Below are 24,531 nucleotides of genomic sequence, written 5' to 3'. Positions count from 1 at the left end.
CCCGTCCCGGTCAGGCGCCGGCCAGCGACGCCCACGGCCGAGCGGCCTCGAGCTGGAGGGCGAGCTCGAGCAGGGTGCGCTCCTGGCCGTAGGAACCGCTGAACATGATCCCGACGGGGGTGTTGGTGGCGGCGTCGTGGGCCAGCGGCAGGCTGATCGACGGGGTGCCGGCGGCGTTGTCGAGCGGGGTGAACTGGGCCCACTCCATCACCCGGGGGAACAGCACGTCGTAGGTGAGGTCCATGCCCAGGTGGCCGAGCAGCGGCGGGACCTGGGCCACGGTGGGCGCCAGGAGCACGTCGTAGCCCGCGGTCCGGGCGGCCAGGTCCTTCCGGGTGCCACGGAGCCGCCGGACGATGCCGGGCACCCGGTGCCACCGGCGCCCGAACGCCGCGCCCAGGCCCTCGGTGAACTCGCTGAGCAGCCGGCGTTCGAACGCCGGTCCCCAGACCTTGCTCCCGGCGCGGGCCGAGGCGGCGCCGAAGAGCTGGTAGAGGCTGACGAAGTCGTCGACGAACGTGTCGGCCACGGGCGGGTCGATCAGCGTCACCCGGTGGCCCAGGCCCTCCAGCAGCGCGACGGTGTCGTCGAACGCGGCGCGCACGGGCCCGTCGAGCTCGCCGGGCGAGGGGGAACGGTCGATGGCACCGATCCGCAGCGGTCGCTCCAGGGCCCGATCCACCAGCCCGATGGGCGGCAGCTTCGGGTTGAGGTAGAGGTGCTCGGCGTGGGCGAGGTGGTGGGCGGTGTCGCGGACCGATCGGGTCACCACGCCGTCGACCACGATCGGCACCAGCTGGTGGGCGGTGTTCTTGGAGGCGAGCAGCCGCCCGGCGCTCGGCTTGAGGCCCACCAGGCCGCAGCACGCCGCGGGGATCCGGATCGAGCCGCCGCCATCGGCTGCGTGGGCGATGGGCACCACCCCGGCGGCGACCATGGCCGCCGATCCGCCGGAGGACCCGCCGGCCGACCGGTCGAGGTTCCACGGGTTCCGCGTCGGCGGGTCGTCGGGGAACTCGGTGGACGGGGTGAAGCCGAACTCGGGCATGGTGGTCTTGGCGATGACGGTCAGCCCCAGGTCCACCAGCTGCTGGGCGAACGGGTCGTTCTCGGCGGCTGGCGCAGCCTTCGGGAAGGCGTCGGAGCCGAACCGGGTGGGCAGCCCGGCCACGTCGATCATGTCCTTAATGAGCGTCGGGATGCCGCCGAAGGCGCCGCCCGGGTGGACATCAGCCTCGCGCTGGGCGGCATCGAACCGCTCGGCGACGATCGCACCGAGGTGCTCGTCGGCTCGCCGGGCACGAGCGATGGAGGCGGCGGTCAGCTCGCTCGGGCTGACGTCACGGCTGGAGAGGCGGCGGAGCAAGCCGACGACGTCATCGGTCCCGAGGGCGTCGTCGGTGAAGGCGGAGAAGCTGGTCATGGGCTCCCCACCGTAGGGATCGGTGCCGGCCGGCAGGGCCCAGCAGCGCCGAACGGCTGGCCGAGGCCTCGCGACCGGAGCCAGACGCGAACAACGAAACGCACCGGGCTTCATCCGAGAAGTAGGCTCAGCCCGCATCCTCGGTCGGGAGGAGGCGGGCCCTTCACCACGCCGACCCACGGGTCGGGGCAGCAGATGGAGCAGCAGGCACCGGCAGCCTCGAGCGAGGTGGTCGGGGGGCGCGGGTTCGAACGGCGACCCGACCCCTGCCGCGGGTCCGGGCGACCTGCTCCGCACCAGCGAGCGGTTGCTCAACGCCGTGGCCCAGGCGGTGGTCGCGTGGGACCTCGACGGCCAGATCACCTATCTCAACGACGCCGCCCGGGCGATGTATGGATGGCCTCGACAGATGGCGGTCGGCACCCAGGCGACCGAGGTCTCCCCTGCGGACATCGCTCCCGAGCAGCTGGCGGTGATCGCCGACACGCTCGCGGCAGGGACGGCGTGGACCGGGGAGATCACCGTCGGCCGTCCCGACGGGTCGGTCATGCCGGTGTGGGTGACCAACACCCCGGTCATCGAGGGCGACGCCGTCGTCGGCTACATCGGCGTGTCGCTCGACATCACCGAACGCAAGGCGGCCGAAGCCCTCGTCTGGCACCGGGCGACCCACGACGCCCTGACCGAGCTGGCCAACCACCGATCCCTGACCGATCAGCTGAGCGAGCGGATGGCAGCGCTGGCGCACGGTGAGCGCCTGGCCGTCGTGCTCGTCGACCTCGGCACCATGGAGGCCGTCGCCGACACCTTCGGTCACGCCGTCGGCCTTGACCTGGTCGTGTGGGGCGCGGAGCGCATCGCCGCCACGACGCACGAGGGGGACCTGCTGGCTCGGTTCTCCGACCACACCATCGCCGTGTGCTGCAGCCACGGTCTCAACGAGGCGGAGGCCCTCGGCTACGGCACCCGGCTGCGCAACCAGGTCCGAGCAGCCAACGGCGACGGCCAGCGCCCGAACCTCCGGCTCCGGACCGCCGCCGCCATCGCGACGGTCACCAGCCCCACGAGCGGGGCCGACGACCTCCTCCAGACCGCGGCGACCGCGCTCACCCTGGCGAAGCGCAACGGTTCGATCCGCGTGTACGACTCGTCGATGCGCCTCGAGCTCGAGCGCCGGCGACAGCTCGAGGACCGCGTGGCCGAGGCCCTCACGACGGACCAGGTCTCGCTCGGCTACCAGCCGATCATCCGCCTCGACGATCAGGTGACGGTGGGCGCCGAGGCGCTCCTGCGCCTCACGGACGGCGACGGGGGGCCGCTCCCGGCGATCGAGGTCGTCCGGGCCGCCGAGCGGGCGGGCCGGATGCCCGAGTTCGGAGAGCTGATCCTCCGGCAGGCCTGCGCCGACGCCGCCGGATGGCAGCGCGCCTGCCCGGACCGATCGATCGCCATCTCGGTGAACGTGTCCACGACCCAGCTCGACGACCCCCGGCTCGCAGCTCGGGTCGAGCATGCGCTGACGGCATCGGGCCTCGAGCCGTCATCGCTCTGGTTGGAGATCACCGAGAGCACCCTGATGCGAGATCCCGCCCGGTGTCGCCAGACGCTCACCGAGCTCAAGGCCGTGGGCGTCCGCCTCTCCGCCGACGACTTCGGGACGGGCTACAGCTCGCTCGCCTACCTCAAGAGCTTCCCGCTCGACATCATCAAGATCGACCAGTCCTTCGTCGCCGGCCTACCCCACAACCTGGAGGACTTCGCCATCGTCCAGGCGATCCTCGCCCTCTCCGATGCCCTCGGCCTCTCCGTGGTGGCCGAGGGCATCGAGAGCGAGGCGCAGCTGGCCGAGCTGCGAGACCAGGGGACCCCGTACGGGCAGGGCTACCTGTGGAGCGAAGCGATCCCCTCCGAGGCGATGCTCACCCGACTGGGAGCGGAGCGCGTCGCCGTCGGGCAGCCAGGAGACCTGACCGGCGCCCTCCTGCCGGCTCGCCTCGCGACGGGAGCTTCGCCGGAGGATCGGGTCGACTCGGTCCTCGGCCTGCTCTCGCACGAGATCCGGAGCCCCCTCACCGTCATCGCCGGCTACGCCAGCGACCTCCAGCAGCACGGCGATCCCGAGCACGCCCGCGCCGCCACCAACATCTACAGCGCGGCGATGCGCCTCGAACGCATCCTCGCCAACCTGGTCGACGCCACCGAGGCCGACTCCTCCGCCCTCGACCTGCAGCTCGAGACGGTCGACATCGTCGACCTCGTCGAGCAGACCATCCGCGACCTCAGCCACGAGATCGACAACCCGATGCACCTGGTGGCCTCCGGCCCCGCTCCCTGTCCCGTGGTCGTCGACCAGGGGCAGATCCAACAGGCGCTGCACAACCTCATCGGCAACGCCTCGAAGTTCTCACCCGACGGGGCACCCATCACCCTCGGGGTCGACCGGACCGACGCCTTCGTGGACGTCACGATCACCGACAGCGGACCGGGCATCGAACCGGGCCAGCTCGGCCTGGTCTTCCGCAAGTACGGCCGGGCCTCCAAGACGGCGGGCGGAACCGGGATCGGCCTGTTCCTCGCTCGCCACATCGCCCGGAGCCACGGCGGCGACGTCCTCTACCGGCGTCGCACCGACGCCGGAGGATCCACCCTCGTGCTGCGGCTGCCGAACATCGTCGCTCCCACCTGAGCCGTAGCCCCTCGTCGGAGACATCGCCGGCGTCGTCCGGTCCATCGCCGACGATGGGACCTCCCGGCCCGCGGCCCGCCCGCCCGAGCCGACGGTCGCGCCGAGGCGCCCGTCCCGCGTCCCCGACGGCGAGGGCCGGATCGACCTCAGAGGAAGGCGGCGAGGAGCTCGCGGATGCCTTCCGGCAGGTAGGTCTCCAGCGGCGTCTCGTCGGCCTCGACGAGGTCGGCGAGGGCGTTCGAGACCTCGGCGGGGTCGAGCTGGTCGGTCAGGATGATCTGGCGGACGGCGGCGTGGATCTCGGCGGTCGGCGCGTCCCCGTCCTCGATGAAGTCGGCGGCGCCGTTCACCATCTGGTCGTTGAAGCCGGTGCCGTAGGGGCCGGGGTTGACCTTCGTGACGTCGATGCCGTGGGGCGCCAGCTCGGCCCGCAGCGACTTCGTGAACGCCTCCACGGCGTGCTTGGTCATGCTGTACGGCGACCCGAGCGGCGAGGCGAGGATGCCGGCGACCGAGGACACGTTGATGATGCGCCCCCAACCGCGCTCGCGCAGGCCGGGGATGACCGCCTGGGACAGGGCCACCATGCCGAAGACGTTGACCTCGAAGGAGCGGCGGACGTCGGCCAGCGGGACCGAGGCCATGGGGCCGACGATGCCGACGCCGGCGTTGTTGATCAGCACGTCGACGCCCAGGTCGGCAGCGCTGGCGACATCGCCGGGGTCGGTGACGTCGAGCTTCGTGGCGGTCAGCTCGGGGTGCTCGGCGGCCAGCGCCGCCACCTGCTCCGCGGTCTCGCAGGCGGCGACGACGTCGTGGCCACGCGCGGCCAGCTCGACGGCCGCCCCCTTGCCGAACCCGGACCCTGCTCCGGTGATCAGGACCCTGCGCGTCGTTGCTGCCATCGTTCGCCTCCAGCGATCTCCTCGGCCTCGGGCGGCCGCCGACGGACGCTACCGCCGCCTCGAACGCAGCGGGCCCTGGGCCATCGGCAGCGACCGGGCGAGCCGGCCGGCGCCCGAGCGACCGGCCCGCCCCTGCTGCGCCCCATCGCCGTCGTGGGACCGATGAGTACGCTCGGCGCGATGACCACGGCAGCGATCCTCTGCCGGGTCGCGCTGGTCGCCGTGTTCGGGGTGGCGGCGGTGGCCAAGCTCGCCGACCGGCCGGCCACCCGGCGGTCCGTCGTGGCCTTCGGCGTGCCCGACGGCCTGGCCGCGCTCGCCATGTGGCTCCTGATCGCCGCCGAGCTCACCACCGCCGCACTGCTGTGCGGAGGCGCGACGGCGTGGTTCGGCACCATCCTGGCGTTGGCCCTGCTGGTCGTGTTCTGCGTGGCCGCCGGGGCGAACCTGGCCAAGGGTCGAACCCCGGAGTGCAACTGCTTCGGCCAGGTGCGCTCCGAGCCGATCGGGCCCGGGCTCCTCGTGCGCAACGTCGCGTTCGCCGCCCTGGCGCTCGTGGTGGCGGCGGCGGCGGGAGCGAGCGATGTCGGTCCCAGCCTCTGGGCACCGGCGACCGACCTCACGGGCGCCGGGATCGCCGCCACCGTCGTCGTCGGCGTCCTGGCCGTCGCCGTGGTGCTGCTGGCGGTGCGGCTCCGCAGGGTCGGCGCGGCGCACGCCGATCTGGTGGCCCGGGTACGGGAGCTGGAGGAAGCTCGGCCCACCGTTGGCGCCAGCCCGGCAGCCTCCGAGGTTCCGCAGCCGTCGGCGGGCGGCGTCGAGCAGGTCGGTGGCGGGGCGCCGGCCTACGAGGCCGGCCTACCGATCGGCGCACCCGCCGCCGCCTTCACCCTGCCGACGGCGTCCGGCCCGGTGTCGCTCGCCGACCTGCTGGTGCCGGGTCGTCCGGTGGTGCTGTTGTTCACGTCACCGACCTGCGGCACGTGCCACTCGGTGCTGGCCAAGGTGGCGGGCTGGACCGAGTCCTACGGCGACGTGCTGTCGTTCGCCGTGGTGGCGTCGCAGTCGGCCGAGGCCAACGCGGGAGTGGTGCCGTTGCTCGCCGGCTTCGAACCCGTCCTGTTCGACGGGCAGGAGATCTGGGAGGACTACCAGCCTCGGTGGACCCCCGCCGCCGTGGTGGTCGGGGTCGATCGGACGGTTGCGACCGACACGGCCGTCGGCCTCAAGGAGATCGCCCTCCTGGTGCTGCGCGCCGTGGCCACCGCGCGATCCGCAGCGGCCAGCGGCACACCGAGCGGCTGAGGCTCGCCCGGTCGCACAGGGGACCCACTGCGCGAGCCGGCCGGTCGGCGGCGGCGTGCGCGCAGCCGGATGGTCTGCGCTAGCAGGGCACCGTGATCGGCGGGATCGTCGGGCAACCCCCGCCGAACTGCGCTGGCGCATCGATGACCTGGGTGATGGTCATCATGCCGTCGTTGCAGGGGCCCTGTTCGAAGTGGAACTGGCACTGGACGGGGCACGGCTGCTCGGCGCACGCCAGGGTGAAGGGCCCCGACGGGCACGGTGCACCGTTGCCCGAGGCCGGGACCTGGACGATGACGGTGCCCTGCATGGTGCCGCCACCGCAGCCCACCGAGCACGGGCCGTACTCCACGCGGTACTGGCAGTCGACGTCGTTGCCGGTGGGCGGGGAGGTCACCGGCGGCCCCGAGGCCGCGGCGGCGGCCGGCTGCATGGTGATCGTCTCGATGAGCGGGAGCGCCGCGGCCGCACCGGCGACGAGGCCGAGCTTGTGCAGCACCTGCCGCCGGGTCGTCTGCGGCTGCGCGGCGGCAGGCGTCACGATCCCGGCGTCGACCAGTTCGGCCAGGGCCAGGTCCACGATCTCGGGGTCGACCGGCAGCCCGGTCTGGACGGCCACCAGGGTGGCCATCTCGGCGCGGGTCGTGGCACCGTCGCAGAGGGCGAACACCGCAGCGGATGCGCCCCTGAGGGCGTGGGCCTCGTTGGTGGCCGAGTTGACCACCAGCACCTCACCGGCGATCTCCTCGACCAGCAACCCGTCGACCTGCTGGCCTCCGTCGAACGCTGCCATGTGATCCCCCCAGTGATGCGGTGTGGGGCCGGAAGGTACCACGGCGTCCGAATTGTCCGAAGGACTGCCCGGGGTGGCACGTCGCACCTGGACCGTCCGCCTCGCCTGGCCGCTCCCGTCCGCGGCGCGCCATGATGAGCGGAGCCAGTGGGCGAGCGAAGGACGGAGCGGTGCGGGACGGGGTCGACCGACAGGAGGCACAGGTCACCACCGGTGATCACGCGTGGCCGTTCTCGGGTCGCACCGCACACCTGGAGGCGGGGCGCCGCGGCATGGCCGAGCACCGGGGGGGCGATCATCTTCGGCGCTCCAGGATCGGGCGCCTCCCGCCTGGCGCGGGAGCTGGTGGCGGATGATCCGACCGAGCGCTGGTCCACGGTCACCGGATCTCCGGCGCTCACCGCCACCGCCTTCGGCGCGTGGGCGCACCTCCTCCCCCGGGACCCTCCCGGCGGCGGCGACCTCGACCTGACCGCGGTGACCAGCTGGCGACTGCTCACGGAGCACCTGGGCGGCGCCGACGGCATCGTCCGCCTCCTCGTCGACGACGCCCAGTGGCTCGATCCGCAGTCGGCGGCCCTGCTCCACCACCTGGTGGCGACCCGCCAGGCCGTGGCGATCGTGGCCAGCCGCCGCGCCGAGGCGCTGCCGCAGCCGATCACCGCGCTCTGGAAGGACGGCCACCTGGCCCGCATCGACCTCGATCCCCTCACGGAGGAGGAGGTGGGCGCCGTGGTCGAAGCGGCGCTCGGCGCACCGGTCGAGCCGCGCACCATCGCCCGGCTCCACGGTCGGACCGGCGGCAACGTGCTGCTCCTGCGCGAGCTCGTCGACGACGCCCGCCGGCGGGGCGCGCTGGAGCTGCTGCACGGCGCCTGGATCGAGACCCGCTCGACTCCCCCGAGCGCCCGGATCGCCGACCTGCTCGCCGAGCAGATCGGCTCGCTGTCCCCGCACGACCGGTCCGCCGCCGAGGTGCTCGCCGTCGCCGGCCCGCTCGAGGCCCGGGTGCTGGCCCAGCTCGGGGGACCCCCGCTGGCGCGGATCGACCCGCTGGTCGGCGAGGTGCTCCTCGAGCAGCTCGCGCCGGGGCGGCGCGAGGAGATCCTCGGCCTCGTGGTCGACGCGCTGCGCAGCCAGGCGGCCCTCGGCGAGGACGACGCGCGGCGAACGGTGGCGTGGGAGGTGGAGCTGGGCCGACCGGTCGATCCCGACGCTGCGCTGGAGGCCGCCGACCTCGCCTCGGCGCGCAGCGACTTCGCCACGGCCGAGCGCCTCGCGGCGGCGTCGGTGGCCGTTGGCGGCGGGCTGCCGGCCACGATCCGGCTCGGCGACGCGCTGATGCGCCAGCAGCGCCACCTCGAGGCCGACGACGTGCTGCGCCCGGTGGCCGACCAGCTCGACCGCCTCGACGACGACCTCCGGTACCGGTACGCCAACGCCCGGGCGCTGGCGCTCAGCACCGAGCGCGGCATGCTCGACGAGGCGATCGCCGTGCTCGAGTCGACCATCGCCGTCATGGCCGACGACCGCTGGCGGTGGGCGCTCGAGGCCTACCTCTCCTTCCTGCTGGCCGACTGCGGCCGGCTGGTCGCCGCCCGCCCGCTCGCCGAAGCGCGCCTGGCGAACCTCGACCAGGACGAGCCCTCGGCGCTGACCGCGTTCGTGGCCCTGGCCCTCATCCGCACCTCGGACGGGCGGTGCGACGACACCATCGAGCTGTGCCAGCAGATGGTGCCCGTCGCCCTGCGCCACGCCGCCGATCGTCCCGAAGCGCTGGGCTGGATCGCCGCCGCCCAGCTCCTGGCCACCTACACCCGTGGCGACATGGTGGCGGCCGGTGACCTGGGCCAGACGGTCGAAGCGCTGCTCGCGGACGACCCCGACCCGACCAAGCGCGCCGGCCTCCTGATGGCCCAGAGCCTGGTCGCCGCCGAGCGCGGCCAGCTCGGCGCCGCGCTGCGCCTCGTGCGCCAGGCCTCGGCCCTGCACACCGTCGACAACCGGCGCGGCTACCAGGCGTGGTGCTTCGCCATCGCCGCGCGGGTCCACGCGCTGCGGGGCGAGCTGCCGGAGGCGGAGTCGGCGCTTGAAGACGCCCGTCGCCACCTGTGGCCCGGCGGCCAGTCGTTCGCCGGCGACATCGAGGTGGCCGCGGTCTGGGTCGCCGTCCTCCGGGGCGATCGGGCCGGCGCAGCGCGGACGCTCGAGGCCGCGCTGGCCTGGGCCGAGCGCGAGGGCATGGCCACGCGCGCCCTGCGCCTCCGGTACGAGGCGGTGCGCGCCGGGCTGCCGGTCGCCCCGCACGTGGCCGCCTTCGCCACCACGTCGGTCGTCGAGCAGAGCCCGTGGGCCCGCGCCCAGGCCGCCCACATCGCCGCCCTCGCCGCCGACGACGGTGCCGGGCTGGTGGCGGCAGGCGCCGCCTACGCCGAGCTCGGCCTGCACCTGGATGCCGCGGAGTCCTTCGCCCTCGGCGCCGGCGCCCACCGGCGCGCCGGGTCGAACGCGCTGGCGGCGGCCGCCAAGCAGCTGAGCGACGCCCAGCGGGCCCGGTGCCCGGGCGCGGCCACGCCGGCGCTTCGCTTCGGTGAGCTGGTGGTCGGGCTCACCGACCGCGAGCTCGACGTCACCACCCGGGCCGCCGCCGGGCAGGCCAACCAGGAGATCGCCGGTGCCCTCGGCATCTCGGTGCGCACCGCCGAGACCCACCTCCAACGGGCGTTCGCCAAGCTCGGCCTCCACCGCCGCGGCGACCTGGCGGCGGCGCTGGACCCACCGGCCACCCGCTCCTGAGCCGGCGGACCCAGGAGCGCCCGCCGCCTCAGGAGGTGCGGCGGAGGCGGCGGCGGGTGAGCAGGACGACGCAGCCGATCGCGAGGGCGACCAAGCCGGTGGCCACGAGCGGTCCGGGGTCGCTCCCCGTGCGGGGCAGCGGGGACGCCGTGGGGGCCGACGCTCCGCCGGACGGCGTCGTGTCGGCGGGCGACACGGCCGCCGGCCCGGTCGAGGTCGTCGGGCCGGCTGCGGTCGTCGAGGTCGACCCGACGAGCGTGGTCGAGGTCGAGGTCGACGACGGGGTCGTCGGCCCGGTCGTGGTCGTGGACGACGGCACGGTCGTGGTCGTCGTCGTCGTCGAGGTCGACGTCGGCAGGGTCGAGGTCGTCGTGGACGACGGAACGGTCGTGGTCGTGGTCGTCGGCATGGTCGTGGTCGTCGTCGTGGTGGTCGTGGGGACGACCACCGTCGGCCAGAGGGCGATGTCGACGCCGGTGACGGCCTGGCCGGAGGCGACGACCACCGACCCGGACGTGCCGGTCCCATCCGCCGCCTTCGAGGCGACGCCGTTCGGATCCTGGTAGCCGGCCGGGAGGGTCCAGCGGATCCGGTAGCTGCCGGGGACGAGGTCGGTGAAGGCGTAGGTCCCGCCGCTGCCCGTCTTGGTGGAGCCGACCACGGCTCCGCCGACGTCGAGGAGGTCGACGGCCACATCGGGGATGGCGGCCTCTCCGGACCCGCGGCGGCCGTCGTGGTCGGCGTCGGCGTAGGCCGTGCCGGCCAGGGAGGCGGGGCGCCAGAGGCCGGCGTCGATCGAGGGATCGGTCAGGGTCGCCGGGTTGCCGCTCGCCGCCGGGGCCTGGCCGTCGGCGATGGCGATCGGGCCGGAGGTGGCCGTGGTGGCCGAGGGCGAGCTGGCGGCGGCGTCGGAGTCGAGCGCGTCGTTGCCGACGTCGGCGCTCGTCCAGCGGTAGGCGCCGGTGCGGCGGAACTCGACCCTCGTCGAGCCCGGCCGCACGGCGTCGAACCGGTAGCGGCCGTCGCTGTCGGTGGCGGTGGTCCGGATCGTCGCCCCGCCGCCGTCGAGCAGCGCGACGGCGACGCCTTCGATCCCCGGCTCGCCGGCGTCCTGGCTGCCGTCGTGGTCGAGGTCCTCCCAGACCCGGTCGCCGATCGAGTACGTGAGCTGGAACCGGACGGTGCTGTCCGCCTCCACCGGGGCCGAGGAAGCAGGATCCCCGCCTGGCGTGCTGCCCTCTACGTGGAGGGCGGCTTCGGCGTCCCTGGTGGGCGTGAACGGGCCGGTGCAGTCGTAGGACTCGGTGGCCCCGACGGCCAGGGAGCCGACGGTCCGGGCGCAGCCCGCGAGGAGCGACGAGCTGACCGCCACGCTTCCCAGCGGCGCGTCGCCGTTGTTGACGACCGCCACGTGCACCTCGAACGCGGTCCCCCACGGCGCTTGGGCGAGGGCGGTGGACGGCCCGGTCGACCCGGCCGGGCGGGCGGTGGCGGTGATCGCCACGCCGCCGGGCAGTGCGACGAGCCCGGCGTCGATGGTGCGGTCGACGAGGGTGGCCTTCGAGATGAGCGGGTCGGTCCCGACCGCCTCGAGGCGCACGTCCGGCCCCTGTTCGAGCCGGAACGTGGCCACCGCGCCGGAGCCATCGGGATCGGAGTCGACCGCACGGTTCGTGCCCTGGCGGGCGGCGGAGAAGGCGAAGCCGACGGGTGCGGTGAACCGGACGCCGTAGTCACCGGCGGCCAGGTCGTCGAAGGCGTAGGTGCCCTGGGCGTTCGTGGTGGTGGACGCCAGCACGCCGCCACCGGCGCCGAGCAGCTGCACGGCCACGCCGGAGGCCCCCGGCTCGCCGGCGTCCTGGATCCCGTCCCCGTCCAGGTCCCGGAAGGCCCGATCGCCGAGGGCGTAGCGCACCACCGGTGGCGCTGCGCCCACGGTGATGCGCACGGTGGCGGTCTTCGTCCGGCCGAAGGGGTCGGTCAGCGTGTAGGTGAACGAGTCGGCGCCGGAGAAGCCGTCCACGGGCGTGTAGGTGTAGGACCCGTCGGCAGCCACCGTCGCCGAGCCGTGGCCCGGCTGGCTGTTCGCCGTGACCTTCCGGCCGGCACCGGTGTCGTTGGCGAGGACGCCGGGAGCGCCGACCACCAGCGCCGTCTCGAACGGCGTCGTTCCGGTGTCGTCCGCAGCGGTGGGGGCGTCGGGGCCCACGACGTGCAGGGTCACGGTGGCGACGTCGGTGAGCCCGCCCGTGGCCGTGGCCCGGTAGGTGAAGGTGACGTCGCCCACGAAGTCGCCCGTCGGCGTGTACGAGAAGCCGCCGTCGGGGTCGAGCGCGAGGGTCCCCTTGGCGGGCGACGAGACCTTCGCCACCGTGAGCCCGGTGCCGGTGTCGTTCGCCAGCACGCCACTCGCCGGGGCCACCCGGGTGACGTCGGTGGCGGACACGTCGAACCGGTCGTCGACCGCATCGGGGGGCGCCGCCGACGTCTGGCCGGCGAGCTGGAAGTCCAGGGTCGTCGGCCCGGCGCTGCGGACCGTTGCCGTCTTCTCGGCGGAGCCGAGCTTGGCGGCGGTGGGAGCGATGACCGACACCAGCCACTCCTTGTCGGCCCCGCCCTCCCCGAGGGGGGCGTCGGCCAGCGCGTAGCGGCCCTGGCTGTCGGTCGTCGCGGTGCCGCCGAACCCGGAGCCCACGAACGCACCCGCCACGGGCGAGCCGTCGGACGCCTTGGTCACGGTGCCCGTGATCGACGTCGTCGGGGTCGCCGCCCCGAAGTTCACCTCGATGTCGGCGCCGCAGTAGATCGTCACGTTCTTCGACGAGGAGATGAAGCCGCTCTTGAAGGCGGTGACGGTGACCGCCCCGGGCTTGTCGAAGGGGAACTTCTGCTCGGTGATCAGGAAGCGGCCGTCGACGCCGGTGACCGACGGCTTGCCGATGCCGGTCGAGACGCTGGCACCCTCGATCGGCTCCTTCGTGACGGCGTTGCGGACGAGGCCGTGGATCCTCCCCGGCGCGCAGCGCTGCGCCATCCTCACGTCGGCCACGTTCGGGCCGTCGAGGGTGGCGGTGATCGTCGCCGGGACCTCCGAGCCCCAGTAGGTCTCGTTGCCGTCGGTCGTCACCGTGATCGGCGTGGGCTTGCCGTACGGGAGGAGGAACGGGGCGGTGTAGGAGTACCGCCCGTCTGCGTCGGTGTGGAGCACGAGGTTGCTGTCGGTGTTCACGTGCACGTCGATGCCGGGCAGGGGCGCGCCGCTGATGGCGTCGCGCACGGTCCCGGTCACGGTGGCCGGGCGGTTCCGGTGCATGCGGATGGTCAGCTCCGAGACCTCGTCTCGGTTGACCTTCACGTCGCGGTTCTCGCGGTAGTAGCCGGCGAGCTCGACGATGAACGAAGCGGTGGAGGTGGTCATGCCCCGCACGCCGAAGGGCACGTCGCGGAACTGGGCCAGGCCGTCCGCGTCGGTGACCTTCGAGTCTCCGCCGAACAGGGAGAACGGGACGCCGGCCAGGGGCGCACCGGTCTCGTCGTCGACGACCCGGACGTCGACGCCGTAGGTGTAGAAGGGATCCGGACGGCTCAGGTACACGACCCCGAGCCCGGTGTCACCGCAGTTCTTCAGCTGGATGCTGCCGGTGGTGCTGTTGGCGTAGTAGTCGCTGCCCTCCGGCGCCGCCGCCGCGACCTGGGCCCCCACCGGGCGGTTGTCGGGCCCGAGCGGGATGTGCTCGATGTGGGCGATGCCGTCGGGCCCGCTGCGCACGCGCCGGCTGCTGGCCGTTGTAGGGCAGCTGGGAGCTCACCGCGACCAGGGCGTTCGGGACGACCTTGCCCGTCGCACGGTCGACCACCTTGACGTACCCGTCGCCGAAGCAGGCCTTCAGGATCGTGAGGTCGTAGACGTTCGGCCCGGCCTCGGTGAACGGCACGAACGCCGGGGTCGTGGCGCCGTACCAGTACCCGTCGGCGTAGGCCTGGATCGAGACCTCACCCGGGGCGTTGTCCTGGCCGAGCGTGATCGGGTCGCTCCGGTACGTGCCGTCCGCAGCGGTCCGGTACTCCTTGTCCACCGACACCCGGGCCCCGGCGATGGGGACCCCGGTCGACACGACGGGGCTGGTCGGGTCGCTCAGGTCGCGGGTGCCCTCGGTGATCCGCCCGGTGACGACGCCCTTGCGCACCTGGATGAGCGAGACGTCGGCGTGGACGGTGATGCCGCAGGCCACCGTCACGGTCTTGGGACCGGACCAGTAGCCCGTCTTGTCGGTGCTGAAGGTGTACTGGATCGGCCCGTTGGTCCGCCCCACCCGGAGGCCTTCGGACCGGAAGGAGCCATCGGCACCGGTGGTGTGGATGCCGAAGCCGCTGCCGGACACCAAGGCCCCGGCCACGGGCAGGCCCGTCTCGCGGTCGGTGACGGTCCCCTCGACGGTGCCGAAGCACTGGGGGATGAGGCCGAACTTCGAGCTCGACGGCAGCCCCCGCCTTGCGGGTCAGCCCGCCCGCGGTGCCGGTGACCGTGATCGTCGCCGACGTCTCGGGCGCGTCGGCAGCGGCGGTGAGGCTCAGGATGACGGTGGTGTTGGGATCGGCCGTGGCTGGAACGGAGGCCCGGACGCCGGTGGGCAGCCCGGACACCGACAGGTTCACGGGCTGGTCGAAGCCGCTCGTCGAGAGCACCGTGACCTGGTAGTTGGTGGTCGCACCCGGGACCACCACGGTGGACGCCGGGGTGATCGTCAGGGCGAAGTCGCGCCGCAGCGTCACCGTCGTCTCGTCGGTGCTCGAGGCGCCGTTGGTGTCGGTGACCCGCAGGGCGATCGGGTACGCGACGTCGACCTGGCAGTCCCCCTTGCAGATGGACCGCCGGATGTCATCGGGCCCGAACACGGGGCTGAAGCCGTCGTCGGCGTCGAACGTACCGTCACCGCCGACGTCCCAGCCCAAGGTGAGGGCGTCGCCGTTCGGGTCACTCGAGCCGGTGCCGTCGAGCACCAGGTCGCTGCCGAGCGGGATCTCGTAGGGCCCGCCGGCGTCGGCCACCGGCGCGGCGTTGGTGGTGACGGTGAACGGCGAGGAGATCTGGGTCGCCGCGCTCGGCCCGACGGCCAGGGCCTTGGTCACGAGCTGGGTGCTCCCCGCCGGGGTGGTCGGCGCGATCACCAGGTCCGCCCGCACCTTCCCGTCCGCGCCCGAGGTCCCGGTGGCCGACGACGTGCCGACGGTGAAGCTGACCGCCCGGCCCGCCAGCGGCTGGCCGGTGCCGAGGTTCGTGACCGTGGCCACCACCGCCACGGTGGCCCCCTGCGCGGCCGACGCCGGACCGGAGTACACGAGCGCCGGGGTGATCGTGGCCCCGGTCGCCGTGACCGAGGTGGAGGCAGAGATGCCGTCGGCCGTCGCCTTGATGGAAGGCGTCCAGACCCCTGCGGAGTACCACGACGTCGACCGGGTCGCTCCCGCTTCGAGCGCCAGCCCGGGGCGGACGTCGTCGGAGCGGAACGTGGCCGGGGCCAGGGTGCCCGCCTTGCGGGTGCGGTTGTGCACGAGCACCGTCGCCCCGGTCGCCGGGGTGGCGTCGTCGACGGTGAACGCCGGCACGGCCGCGCTCGGCAGGCCGAGGACCGTCGCGTCGGAGGCCACCGCGTCCCCGCCCGTGAAGGTCGCGACCGCTGCGCCCCTGCGAGCGCTCGCACCCGCCGCTGCTGCCGGGCGGCTGGCGCGCTTCGGCGGCGGCGCCGTGCTCGGTGCGGCCTCCACGGCCGGAGCCATGGCCCCCTGCGGGCCTGCAACCGGGGCCGCCTTCGGGGCGACCGCTGCAGGCCGGGCGGCGGCGAGGCGGGCGAACACGGTCGCGCCGTCGTCGGGCGCGCAGTCGATGGCTTCGCCGACGACCAGCACCCACACCCAGGAGCTCCCGGCCTGGACCCGGGCCGCTCCGGCCCCGACCCAGCGTCGGTCCACCAGCTTCTGGGACGCGGCCGCCTGGTTCTGCCACGTCGTGAGCGCGTCGGCCGGCAGCTTGGGGCCGCGCAGCACCAGCTCGTCCACGTCGTAGCCGTCCGGGTAGCCGGCAGCCGCGGTGCGGACGGCGACGGTGCTCCCGTCGCTGCCGGTGTCGACCAGGTCGGGGTGGGCCGCCAGGTCGGCGGCGTGGCGCTCCGCCGCCTCCATGAGGGCGGGCGAGGCGATCACCTCGAGCCGACCGGCCCGGTTGCGCAGGCTGCCGAGCTGGGTGATCAGCTGGTCGGCCTCGCCGGGGATCGTCAACGCCGTGGTGCACCCCTCGACGAGCGGCTGCTCCACGGGCGCCGGGTCCACCGAAGGGGGCGGCGAGCCGGGGACCACCACCAGGGTCGCCGTCGCGGTGGCCTTCTGCCCGGCGCTGTCGGTGACCGTCAGCTTGATCGGATAGGTACCGACGGGCACCCGCCCGAGGTTGACGTCGATCACCCCACCCGGGAGGCGACGGGTGACCTGCTTGGGGAACCCGGGGGCCGACGACGTGAGGTCGACCTGGAGCGACCGGTTCTCGAACGAGCCGGGGGACCCGATCCGGCCGTGGAGGCGCACGTCGGCGTCCGCCGATGCGGTCTGGTCGTCGATCGACCCCGTGGGCGGACCGGGGTCGACCGTGATCGTCCTGGTCGCCGATGCGGTGCGGCCCTTGCCGTCGGTGATGGTGAGCTTGACCGTGTAGCCGCCCGAGTCGGCGAAGAGGTGGTCCGGGCTCGGATCGGTGGAGGTCGTGCCGTCGTCGAAGTCCCACCGCCACGAGGCGATGCCCGCCGGAGCGGTGGAGTCATCGGTGAAGGTCACCGGCGAGCCGGCCTTGCCCGTGGTCGGGGAGAGCTTGAACCGGGCCGTCGGCGGGGACGGGTTGCTGCAGTCGGGCAGGGTCAGCACGGGGTCGCCACCGTCGTCGACGATCGTCGCCGTGAAGCGGGTCTCCTGCTTGGCCGTCCCCGACTCGTCGTAGATCCGGCCGTCGAGGTTCGGCAGCGTGACGTCGCCGGACCCGCAGTAGGTCAGCGGGATCCACTGGCCCGAGCTGTCCTTGCGGAGGTGCAGGTCGGCATCCGCGTCGGGGGCGTGCAGGAAGGAGGTGCCGTCCCCGCCTCGGTACCCGGAGGTCTGCCCGTTCGTGTAGGTGTTCGGGTCGCGCCGGGTGGAGATCGAGAGCCAGGAGTCGAAGAACCGCAGCCGGCTCGACGGCGAGCAGTTGCTCGGGTTCGCCTGGCCGCAGTCGTACCGGTAGTTGATGTCGCTGACCTGCCGCAGCCCCTCGATCGTCGCCGAGGTGTCGTCGCGTTCGACCTTCACCCGGTCCAGCAGGTAGCCCTCGGTCTCGCGCTGCGGTGGGAGGATGCTGTGGCTCCTCGTGGTGGTGCCGAACGGCGACGTCTCCACGAGCGAGTAGTCCGCCGAGCCCACCGTCTCGTCCAGGGTGGGCGTCGCCGCGTCGAGGTCGATCGTCCCCGTGCGCTTCAGGATCACGGGGAGGCTGCCGGCCGCCGGGTCCTCGTCGTAGTCGTAGGTGCCCTCGAGCCCGGGGTGCGCCGGGTCCGGATCGCTGAGCCCGTGGAAGTGGCGGTGGAACGCCGTGATCTTCTGCTCCCACGTGTAGACGAGGTGCGCCGGCGCGGTGACCTGCGTGTCCAGCGAGGCCGAGATCTCCTGACCGTCGACGGTGACGACCGACCCGATCTCGGCACCTCCGCCCTGGTCCCCTGCCTCGATGTCGGCGCTGGCCGTCCCGTCATCGGCGATCTGCTCGTCGGCCTCGCCGACGGACGGATCGGCGGGGGCGGTGCCCCGGCCCTCGGCGGTGAACTCGACCGGCGCCCCGAACAGGGCGCTGGTGCCGTCGTCCAGCAGCCCGACCACCGGCTCGGCATCGGCGGCCGCCGCCCTCCTGGCGTTGGGTCGAGGGATCGGCGAGGCGGCCGACTTCTTCTTGACCTTCTTGCCGCCGACCTTCAGCGTCGCCGTGGCCTTGCCCTTCTTCCCCTTGGCCAGCGTCGTGGGCTCCAAGGCCAGGTCGTAGGTGACGACCTTCGGATCCACCCGGATGTCGTAGCCGGGCCGCACGGCCACCACCGGCTTGAGCGTCTCGATCTGCTGCCCGCCGACGTTCGCCGTGATCCCGACGCGGAGCATCGTCGCCGACGCGGTGTCGGGCAGCGGGACGGTGAGGACCACCACACCGTCGGTCGGGTTCGTGACCGACGTCGTCCGCGGCATGCCGATCGGCCTCCACGTCTTGCCGCCGTCGGTGCTGGTCTCGGCCGAGAAGGTGCCGGTCACCGCGCCGCGCGCCGAGATGTCGTCGGCGTGCACCTCGATGTCGGCCGAGCGCAGCAGCGCGGGCAGGTCCGCTGCGGCGTAGCCCTCGGTGTCCGGCGCCGCTCCCGACGCGGTCTTCTTCCCCCACATCGCCCGTAGGACGTCGAGCCCGCTCATCGTCGTGCCGGCGGCAGACGGGGTGCCCGCCCCGTTGGTCCCGACGGTCGCGGTGCGGTCGGCGCGGAGGCTGCCGGTGCCCGCAGGGTCCATCCTCGGGTAGAGGCTCTCGAACGCGAAGCACCCGTTGGTCCTCGTCGTGACGCACCGGTCGAGGTTCTGATCGAACTTCACGTGGTCGGCGCCGCCGTCCAGGATGATCGTGCCGGTCGGGCAGTTCGGTCCGCCGTCGGGGTAGTCCGCGCAGCCCTGGAGCCAGGCGTCGCGGAAGCGGCGGAGGTCACGCATGTCGATGGCGCCGTCGGCCGCGTCGTCCAGCTGGCGCCCGTCGACCGTCGTGCCGCGGCGCAGGTCCAGTGCCGGCTGGGCGCCGGGCGTGTCCGCCGGCGCCACGGCGCGCCGGTTGCCGTCGGCGGAGGGGTCGTTCACGTCGACCAGGTCCAAGAGGGCCCCGTCGAGCGAGGTCATGGTGGCGAAGGCGTCGATGCGGGGGGCGGCGTCGTCGGTGGTGTCGTCCACCGCGTGGTCGAGGATGTGCTGGCGGACCTGGACCGGGGTGAGCGAGGGGTCGTACTGCCACACCAGGCCGGCCAGGCCCGCCACCTGCGGGGCGGCCGCCGAGGTCCCGTTGAAGTCCTGGTAGCGACCGGCCAGGGGGAGGTTGGGCGCCGCCGCCTTGACGTACTGGCCGGCGGCGGAGACGTCGGCATCGATGTTGGAGTAGTCGTCGCGGCGGGCGGTGGGACCGATCGCGCCGACGATGATGATGTTGTTGGTGGTGGGGTTCATGTGCCGTGCCGCCCAGCCGTACTCGGCGATGACGTCGGCGCGGATCTTCTCGTTGTGGCACTGGTCGCGGGGAAGGTCGAAGGGCACGCAGAAGTCGGTGCTCTGGTTGCCGGCCGATTGGACCATCAAGACGCCCTCGTCCCCGGCCTCCTCGGCCATCGTGCGGGCGAGCTTGCCGATCTCGGCGTGCTCGGCGAGGTAGCCGTCCTCGTTGTTGGGCGTGCAGTACTGGGTCTTGACGGTGGCGTCGTCGTGCTCCCCGGGGCCGCACAGGGAGCCGGCGAACTCGAAGTCCCAGATCTTGCCGCGGGACTCCTGGTCGTCCACGAAGGCGAACTTCACCGGGCTGAGGCTGCGGCTGATCACGCGCAGGTTCGGCGCCTTGCCGCCCGCCTTCTTCTCGGCGAGCAGGGTCTCGGCGGCGAGGTTGCTGGCGATGAGCGTCGTCCCGGCGGGCAGGTCGATCTGGTCGCCTCGGGCAGCGATGGCGACGACGTTGGCCAGCGGGTCGACGCCCACGTGGTTCCCGGCGGCGAGCGAGGCGGTGCCGGTGCCGTGGGTCCGTTGGGTCAGGCCTGCCGGGTTCGTGAAGCAGGGCGAGGCGGTGAAGCAGAGCGGGACGTACGAGATCCGCTTCCCCTGGCCCGGCTCGCCGTCCATCTCGGGGTGGTCGAGGTCGAACCCGCTGTCGGGGATCCCGATGTCGACCCGGTTCTTCTTCCGCCGGATCGCGTCGAGCAGGTTCCACGCCTGGGGGACGCGGGCCTGGAGCAGCCCGAAGGCCCGGTCCCGGGTCGGATCGGTGAGCGGATACGGCTGCCACGAGAAGCCGATCGCCTGGCTGGGCGGCGGCTCCACCCGGTCGTCCTGGCCCATGGTGTCCATCGCCGCAGCAGTGATCGCCGGGTCGCTGCGCAGGAGGGCCAGCGCCGCCTTGAGGTCGTCGAAGCTGCCGTCGCTGCTCCGGGGGATCGTGATCACCACGATCCCGCTCGTACCGATCTGCCCCGAGAGCCGCCCGCTGATCGCGCCGAGCAGCCGGTTGCCGTCCTGCACCGTCGCCGTGCTGGCGAACGTCACCAGGATCTCGGTGCGGGAGGCCACGATGCCCCACGGCTCCACCGACCCGAAGCTGGCCGGGTCCTCGACGTGCGGCGGGGTGTTCGGGAGGTGGTCCCGGATCGGGCCTGCGGCGGGGCCGCTGAAGCCGTTCACCCCGACCTGCAGGGTGCCGGTGAACGTCGGCGTCCCCGGCGAGGTGAAGTCGACGGTCCGGTCGTCGGGGATGGCCACGGTGAACGCCCCGCCGTCGGGGATGTCACCCGAGTCGAAGATGGCGTCGTCGCCGACGACCTTCCGGGTGGCGCCGCTGCTGTTGGTGAACACGACGCTCTGGCCGACCACCACCTCGACGGTCGACGGGCTGAACCCGGAGGAGGTGATCGTGACCTTCGCCGGACCGGGGACCGGCGGCGGCTCGGCGTCAGCAGCCGGTGCGACCTGGGGCGCGAGGACCAGGACGCCGAGCAAGATGCCCAGCGCCGCGACGATCGAGATGGCCCGTCCACACCTGCCCACGGTGACTCCACTGACATCGAGGTCCAACCCGGGAAAGTGGACCCGATCAGCCCAGGTCAGCGCATCCGTAGCCAACTACGTAGTCCGGACTGCCCGTCGGGCCGGTTCGAGGTCCGGCACGCCGACGCCCTCGTCGGTCGTCGGCGTCGATGCGCTGGCTACCGGTAGTAGCCGACGACGTCGAGCGCCACATCGGCCTTCAGGCTCGAGGAGACCTGGATCTGCGCGTTGCTGTCGAGCGCGGAGACCTCCTTGGCGGTGTATCGACCGCCAGCGGCTCCACCCCACACCATGGTGTTCGCCGAGGGCTTGGCGACGCCGTTCGCCCACAGGGTGAAGTTGCCGTTCCCGCTCGCCGTGTTGAGGAGCAGGACGGTGACGAGGGCTGCGGTCGCTCCCGCCGGTACGCCCGACGAGTTGCCCCGGAGGTCGATCGTGCGGGCGGTGTTGCCGGTGAGCGGCGTCTTGGGCCCGGTCGCCGGCGCCGTGCCCGGGCGGGAGTCGTAGACCCGCACCGGAGCGGGCAGCACGTGGAACGAACCGCTGGTGGCTTGCCCTGCGAGCTTCCGCCAGGTTCCGGGCGTGCCGCCCTTGACGCACACCCAGGTGTCCCCCGCCGTCGATTGGACGATCTCGCCGGCCTGGTGGGCGAACGCGTCGGCGGTGGGGGCGTTGCGGGTCGTGGCGTTGGCGAGCCGGAGGTGGAACGTGGGGGCCTTGACCTCCACGCCGCCACCCGTCTCGGAACGGCCGGACATGACCAGCCCGCTGTCGGCGTAGGCACCGATCGCCGTCGCTTGGATCGTGGTGGCGAACACCGCCGAGTCCGTGGCCGTCGTCGAGTACGACTGGGCGACGACGCCGTACACCTTGCCCGTCGCCTTGAGGCCGGTCCCGCCGGCCGACACCGCTTGGACGCCGTAGGCCCCCGTGGCGGTCGTGCTCGTGGACTCGCCGTACACCCCGACGTTGCTGACCGACCGGCCGTGGACCCCCTGTGCCGCAGACGAGTCACCGAAGACGCCGGCGTAGGTGGAACCGGCCGTGTACCCGTAGACGCCCACGTTCGTCTGGGACTTGCCCGAGACCCCGTAGCTGCTCTGCGCCTCACCAGCGACCGCCACGTTGGTGTTGGAGGTGCCGTAGACGGCGATCCCGGCATCGGCGGCGTCGGCCCGCACGCCGCCGCTGGTGCCCTTGCCCCGTCCGTGGACCCCGTAGTCGAACGTGGACCTCGACGCTGCGCCGCAGACGGCCGCGTCCACGAGGAAGTTGTTGTCGGGGCCGTCGTAGACGGCGAAGCCCTGGTGTGCGCTGTTGCCCGTCATGTAGATGTAGCAAGGCCCCGGCGACTGGGTCTCGTAGCCGACGCGGACGCTGTCGCCCACCTCTGCGGCGGCCGGCTGCGCTCCCAGCAGCACGGCGCCGGCCGTCGCCGCCCCGGCCCCGGCCAGCAGGCCGAAGACCCTGCGCCGGTCGATGGCGGCCGGCTGGACATCGCCGGGACGGCCCTCCCCGGTCGGGACCTCGAGCGCCCGCGCGGGACCGCCCGTGGCGGTCGCCGCCTCCAGGACCTCTATCCGCGCCAGCGCTGCCGCAAGCAGACCTCGCAGCTCTGCCACCTCGTCCCTCACGGGATCATGCCCATCGCCCATTCCACGCCTCCAAGTGCACCGCCCCAGGCCCAAGCGCCCGGGCGAACCGATCGTGGCACGGATCGTGAACGTCGTCACCAGGTGGCCACCTCTTGGCTCGGCGAGTCGTCCCGGTGGTCCAGACCGCTTCGCGCTCGTCGCGCTCCATGCTTCTGCCGGACCCTCCGTGGGGCGGGCAACGCCATCGCCGTGTTCGATGCCCGTCTGGAGCGGGGCCCGGTCAGCAGCAGGCCCCGCACCAAGGAGCGAGGCTCGGCCCGGGAGGCAGGGTCCTCGCCGACGGCGGCGGTGCGCTCAGGCGGCGCGCAACCAACAGGTCCGGTTCCGGCCCTGGCGCTTGGCGACGTACATCGCTTCGTCGGCCCACGCCAGCAGGTCGTTCGCCACCGCCAGCCCGTCGCGTGACGTCGCGGCGCCGATGCTCGCGGTGAGCGGCTCGGGATCCTCGATGCGGGCGATGGTGGTCCGGATGCCCTCGGCGATCTCGTGGGCTTCCGCCGGTGGAACCGTGCCGAGGTAGACCGCGAACTCCTCGCCGCCCACCCGTCCGACCAGGTCTCGGTCGTGCACGGCGCTCGTGATCGCCAGCGCGACCGTCCGCAGGACCTCATCGCCGACCTGGTGGCCGAGCCGATCGTTGATGCCCTTGAAGTGGTCGAGGTCGACCAGCAGCACCGTGGCCGCCAGCCGATCGACGTTGCAGCGGTCGAGGCGTGCGGCGAGCTGCTCGTGGAAGGCCCGATGGTTGAGCAGCCCGGTCAGCCCATCCCGGTCGGCCAGGTGGGCGAGCTCCTCGTGGAGCACGACCTGCTCGTCGTGGTGGGTCCACCGCGATCGGGTGGCGCTCACGGCCGCATAGGTCAGGGCCAGCAGGTAGACGGCGTGAAGCCCAGCGGGGGCCGGCGCGAACCCGGAGCCGTCGGTTGCCGCCAGGAGCAGGTACCCGGCGAGCGCGAGGCCCCCCGAGAACGCCACGACCGTGGCCCGGTGGGCGACGGCGGTGAACATCACGCTCAGCGGGAGCAGCCAGACCATCGGGCTGACGAGACCGCCGTCGGCCGACGCCGCCACCGTGATCAGGACGGTCCCCCACGTGATCCACGCGGCGAAGATCAGGTCGCGGTTCGGCGATGCCGCGAGCTTCACCTCGGGCACGACGGCGATCGCCGCGACCAAGCCCAGCATGGCGAAGAGGTTCAGCCAGAGCAGGAACAGCCGGTGGGGGCCCGTGCCCCAGGTCGCCACGACGTAGGCCGTGTCGATGACCACGATCACCAGGTTGAGCACGTGCCCGGTCCGGGCGTAGACGCGCCAGACCTCCCGCTCGCGCTCGACCGCCGAAGCCCGCACCTCGATCGACGTCGGCCGGCTCCGAGCACCGAGACCGCTGCTCGCCGGCCGAGCGTTCCCGGGACGGCACGACCGAGCCGTGGACGGCCTCGTCCGGTGGCCACGCCTGGGAAGCCGCATGCCCATCGCCGCCGCCTCAGCAGGCCGTGGGGAGCCCGATGTGGGAGCCCTGGGCGAAGTCCACGCCGTAGGACTGCAGCAGGACCAAGGTTGCTTCGTCGGCCACCTCGGCAGCGATCACCTTCCGGTTCATCGCATGGGCGAGATCGATGATCGTGCGGACCATCAGCTGGGCGTGGATGTCGGCGGTGAGGCAGTGGGTGAACGGCCAGCCGACCTTGACGAAGTCCGCAGGGAAGCGCCGCAGGTGCCCGGCGATGTCGCATCGCGGGCCGACGTCGTCGAGCGCGATGCGGCACCCGAGCGCCCGCAGCCGGGTCGCCGTGTACCGGATCTCGTCCAGGCCCACCTCGAGGTCGGCTTCGCTCACCTCCAGGATCAGGCACGAGGGATCGATGCCGGAGCCTCGCAGCCGATCGGCGGCTGCGTCCGCGAAGCGCAGGTCCCGGAGCGAGGGGCCGGAGAGCTTGAGCTCGAGCTCGAGCCGGAACCCATGGCGTCGGGAGGCGGCGATCATGTCGATCGCCTGGCCGAGGACCCGTTCGTCGAGCTGCCGGGTCGAGGGGAGCCGGTGGAGCAGCTCCCACTGGACCGTCACGTCGCGAAGGCTGCACACCGGCTGGCAGAGGAGCTCCAAGGTGTCGGAGTAGGCATCGAGCATG

The 24,531-nt window shown here is 73.1% G+C and carries 12 protein-coding genes; 3 read left to right on the top strand and 9 right to left on the bottom strand.

Annotation, left to right across the window (positions count from 1 at the left end):
* Positions 1 to 10: 10 nt before the first annotated feature.
* The gene (locus tag KSP35_RS20530; RefSeq protein WP_216997629.1) at positions 11 to 1,423 is read right to left on the bottom strand and encodes an amidase; all 1,413 of its coding nucleotides are present in this window, start codon (positions 1,421 to 1,423) and stop codon (positions 11 to 13) included.
* 307 nt (positions 1,424 to 1,730) lie between these two features.
* Between KSP35_RS20530 and KSP35_RS20525 the strand changes: the two genes are divergently transcribed.
* Positions 1,731 to 4,109, top strand: a complete 2,379-nt coding sequence (locus KSP35_RS20525) for an EAL domain-containing protein (protein WP_216997628.1) — start codon at positions 1,731 to 1,733, stop codon at positions 4,107 to 4,109.
* 146 nt (positions 4,110 to 4,255) lie between these two features.
* Here KSP35_RS20525 and KSP35_RS20520 read toward each other — a convergent pair whose 3' ends face one another.
* Positions 4,256 to 5,014 carry an SDR family NAD(P)-dependent oxidoreductase gene (locus tag KSP35_RS20520; protein ID WP_216997627.1) on the bottom strand — a complete coding sequence of 253 codons (759 nt, stop codon included), beginning with the start codon at positions 5,012 to 5,014 and terminating at the stop codon, positions 4,256 to 4,258.
* Positions 5,015 to 5,194: 180 nt separating this feature from the next.
* Here KSP35_RS20520 and KSP35_RS20515 point away from each other — a divergent pair, with 180 nt between their 5' ends.
* Complete coding sequence (locus KSP35_RS20515; RefSeq protein WP_216997626.1) at positions 5,195 to 6,319, top strand: MauE/DoxX family redox-associated membrane protein; 1,125 nt, start codon at positions 5,195 to 5,197, stop codon at positions 6,317 to 6,319.
* A gap of 79 nt (positions 6,320 to 6,398) precedes the next feature.
* Here KSP35_RS20515 and KSP35_RS20510 read toward each other — a convergent pair whose 3' ends face one another.
* Positions 6,399 to 7,112 carry a thrombospondin type-1 domain-containing protein gene (locus KSP35_RS20510; protein ID WP_216997625.1) on the bottom strand — a complete coding sequence of 238 codons (714 nt, stop codon included), beginning with the start codon at positions 7,110 to 7,112 and terminating at the stop codon, positions 6,399 to 6,401.
* Positions 7,113 to 7,457: 345 nt separating this feature from the next.
* On the opposite strand from KSP35_RS20510, the gene KSP35_RS20505 reads away from it, so the two are divergent.
* Positions 7,458 to 9,908 (top strand): helix-turn-helix transcriptional regulator, encoded by a 2,451-nt coding sequence (locus KSP35_RS20505; protein WP_216997624.1) that lies wholly within the window; start codon positions 7,458 to 7,460, stop codon positions 9,906 to 9,908.
* 28 nt (positions 9,909 to 9,936) lie between these two features.
* Here KSP35_RS20505 and KSP35_RS20500 read toward each other — a convergent pair whose 3' ends face one another.
* The 6 genes from KSP35_RS20500 to KSP35_RS20480 all read right to left on the bottom strand — a co-directional run bounded on the left by KSP35_RS20500 (position 9,937) and on the right by KSP35_RS20480 (position 24,530).
* Positions 9,937 to 12,942 carry an SdrD B-like domain-containing protein gene (locus tag KSP35_RS20500; protein ID WP_254127280.1) on the bottom strand — a complete coding sequence of 1,002 codons (3,006 nt, stop codon included), beginning with the start codon at positions 12,940 to 12,942 and terminating at the stop codon, positions 9,937 to 9,939.
* Positions 12,943 to 13,519: 577 nt separating this feature from the next.
* Positions 13,520 to 13,990 carry a hypothetical protein gene (locus KSP35_RS24860; protein WP_254126863.1) on the bottom strand — a complete coding sequence of 157 codons (471 nt, stop codon included), beginning with the start codon at positions 13,988 to 13,990 and terminating at the stop codon, positions 13,520 to 13,522.
* A complete protein-coding gene (locus KSP35_RS20495; protein ID WP_216997622.1) occupies positions 13,902 to 20,744 on the bottom strand; it encodes a PKD domain-containing protein in 6,843 nt (2,280 codons plus the stop codon). The genes KSP35_RS24860 and KSP35_RS20495 overlap by 89 nt, the downstream gene beginning before the upstream one ends.
* 158 nt (positions 20,745 to 20,902) lie before the next feature.
* Positions 20,903 to 22,378, bottom strand: coding sequence for a hypothetical protein (locus tag KSP35_RS20490; RefSeq protein WP_216997621.1), 1,476 nt, complete (start codon positions 22,376 to 22,378; stop codon positions 20,903 to 20,905).
* Between the two features lie 315 nt (positions 22,379 to 22,693).
* Positions 22,694 to 23,749 carry a diguanylate cyclase gene (locus KSP35_RS20485; RefSeq protein WP_216997620.1) on the bottom strand — a complete coding sequence of 352 codons (1,056 nt, stop codon included), beginning with the start codon at positions 23,747 to 23,749 and terminating at the stop codon, positions 22,694 to 22,696.
* Between the two features lie 136 nt (positions 23,750 to 23,885).
* Positions 23,886 to 24,530 (bottom strand): EAL domain-containing protein, encoded by a 645-nt coding sequence (locus KSP35_RS20480; protein WP_216997619.1) that lies wholly within the window; start codon positions 24,528 to 24,530, stop codon positions 23,886 to 23,888.
* Position 24,531: the final 1 nt, after the last annotated feature.

The sequence above is a fragment of the Aquihabitans sp. G128 genome (genome assembly GCF_019048865.1).
Taxonomy (GTDB): Bacteria; Actinomycetota; Acidimicrobiia; order Acidimicrobiales; family Iamiaceae; genus Aquihabitans.
Note: the sequence above shows the minus strand (reverse complement) of the source record. Positions and strands in the feature narration are given on the sequence as shown.

Coding starts and splice junctions, on each gene's coding strand:
- KSP35_RS20530 (WP_216997629.1), bottom strand. CDS start 1,423: ATGACCAGCTTCTCCGCCTTCACCGACGACGCCCTCGGGACCGATGAC.
- KSP35_RS20520 (WP_216997627.1), bottom strand. CDS start 5,014: ATGGCAGCAACGACGCGCAGGGTCCTGATCACCGGAGCAGGGTCCGGG.
- KSP35_RS20515 (WP_216997626.1), top strand. CDS start 5,195: ATGACCACGGCAGCGATCCTCTGCCGGGTCGCGCTGGTCGCCGTGTTC.
- KSP35_RS20510 (WP_216997625.1), bottom strand. CDS start 7,112: ATGGCAGCGTTCGACGGAGGCCAGCAGGTCGACGGGTTGCTGGTCGAG.
- KSP35_RS20500 (WP_254127280.1), bottom strand. CDS start 12,942: ATGGCGCAGCGCTGCGCGCCGGGGAGGATCCACGGCCTCGTCCGCAAC.
- KSP35_RS20480 (WP_216997619.1), bottom strand. CDS start 24,530: ATGCTCGATGCCTACTCCGACACCTTGGAGCTCCTCTGCCAGCCGGTG.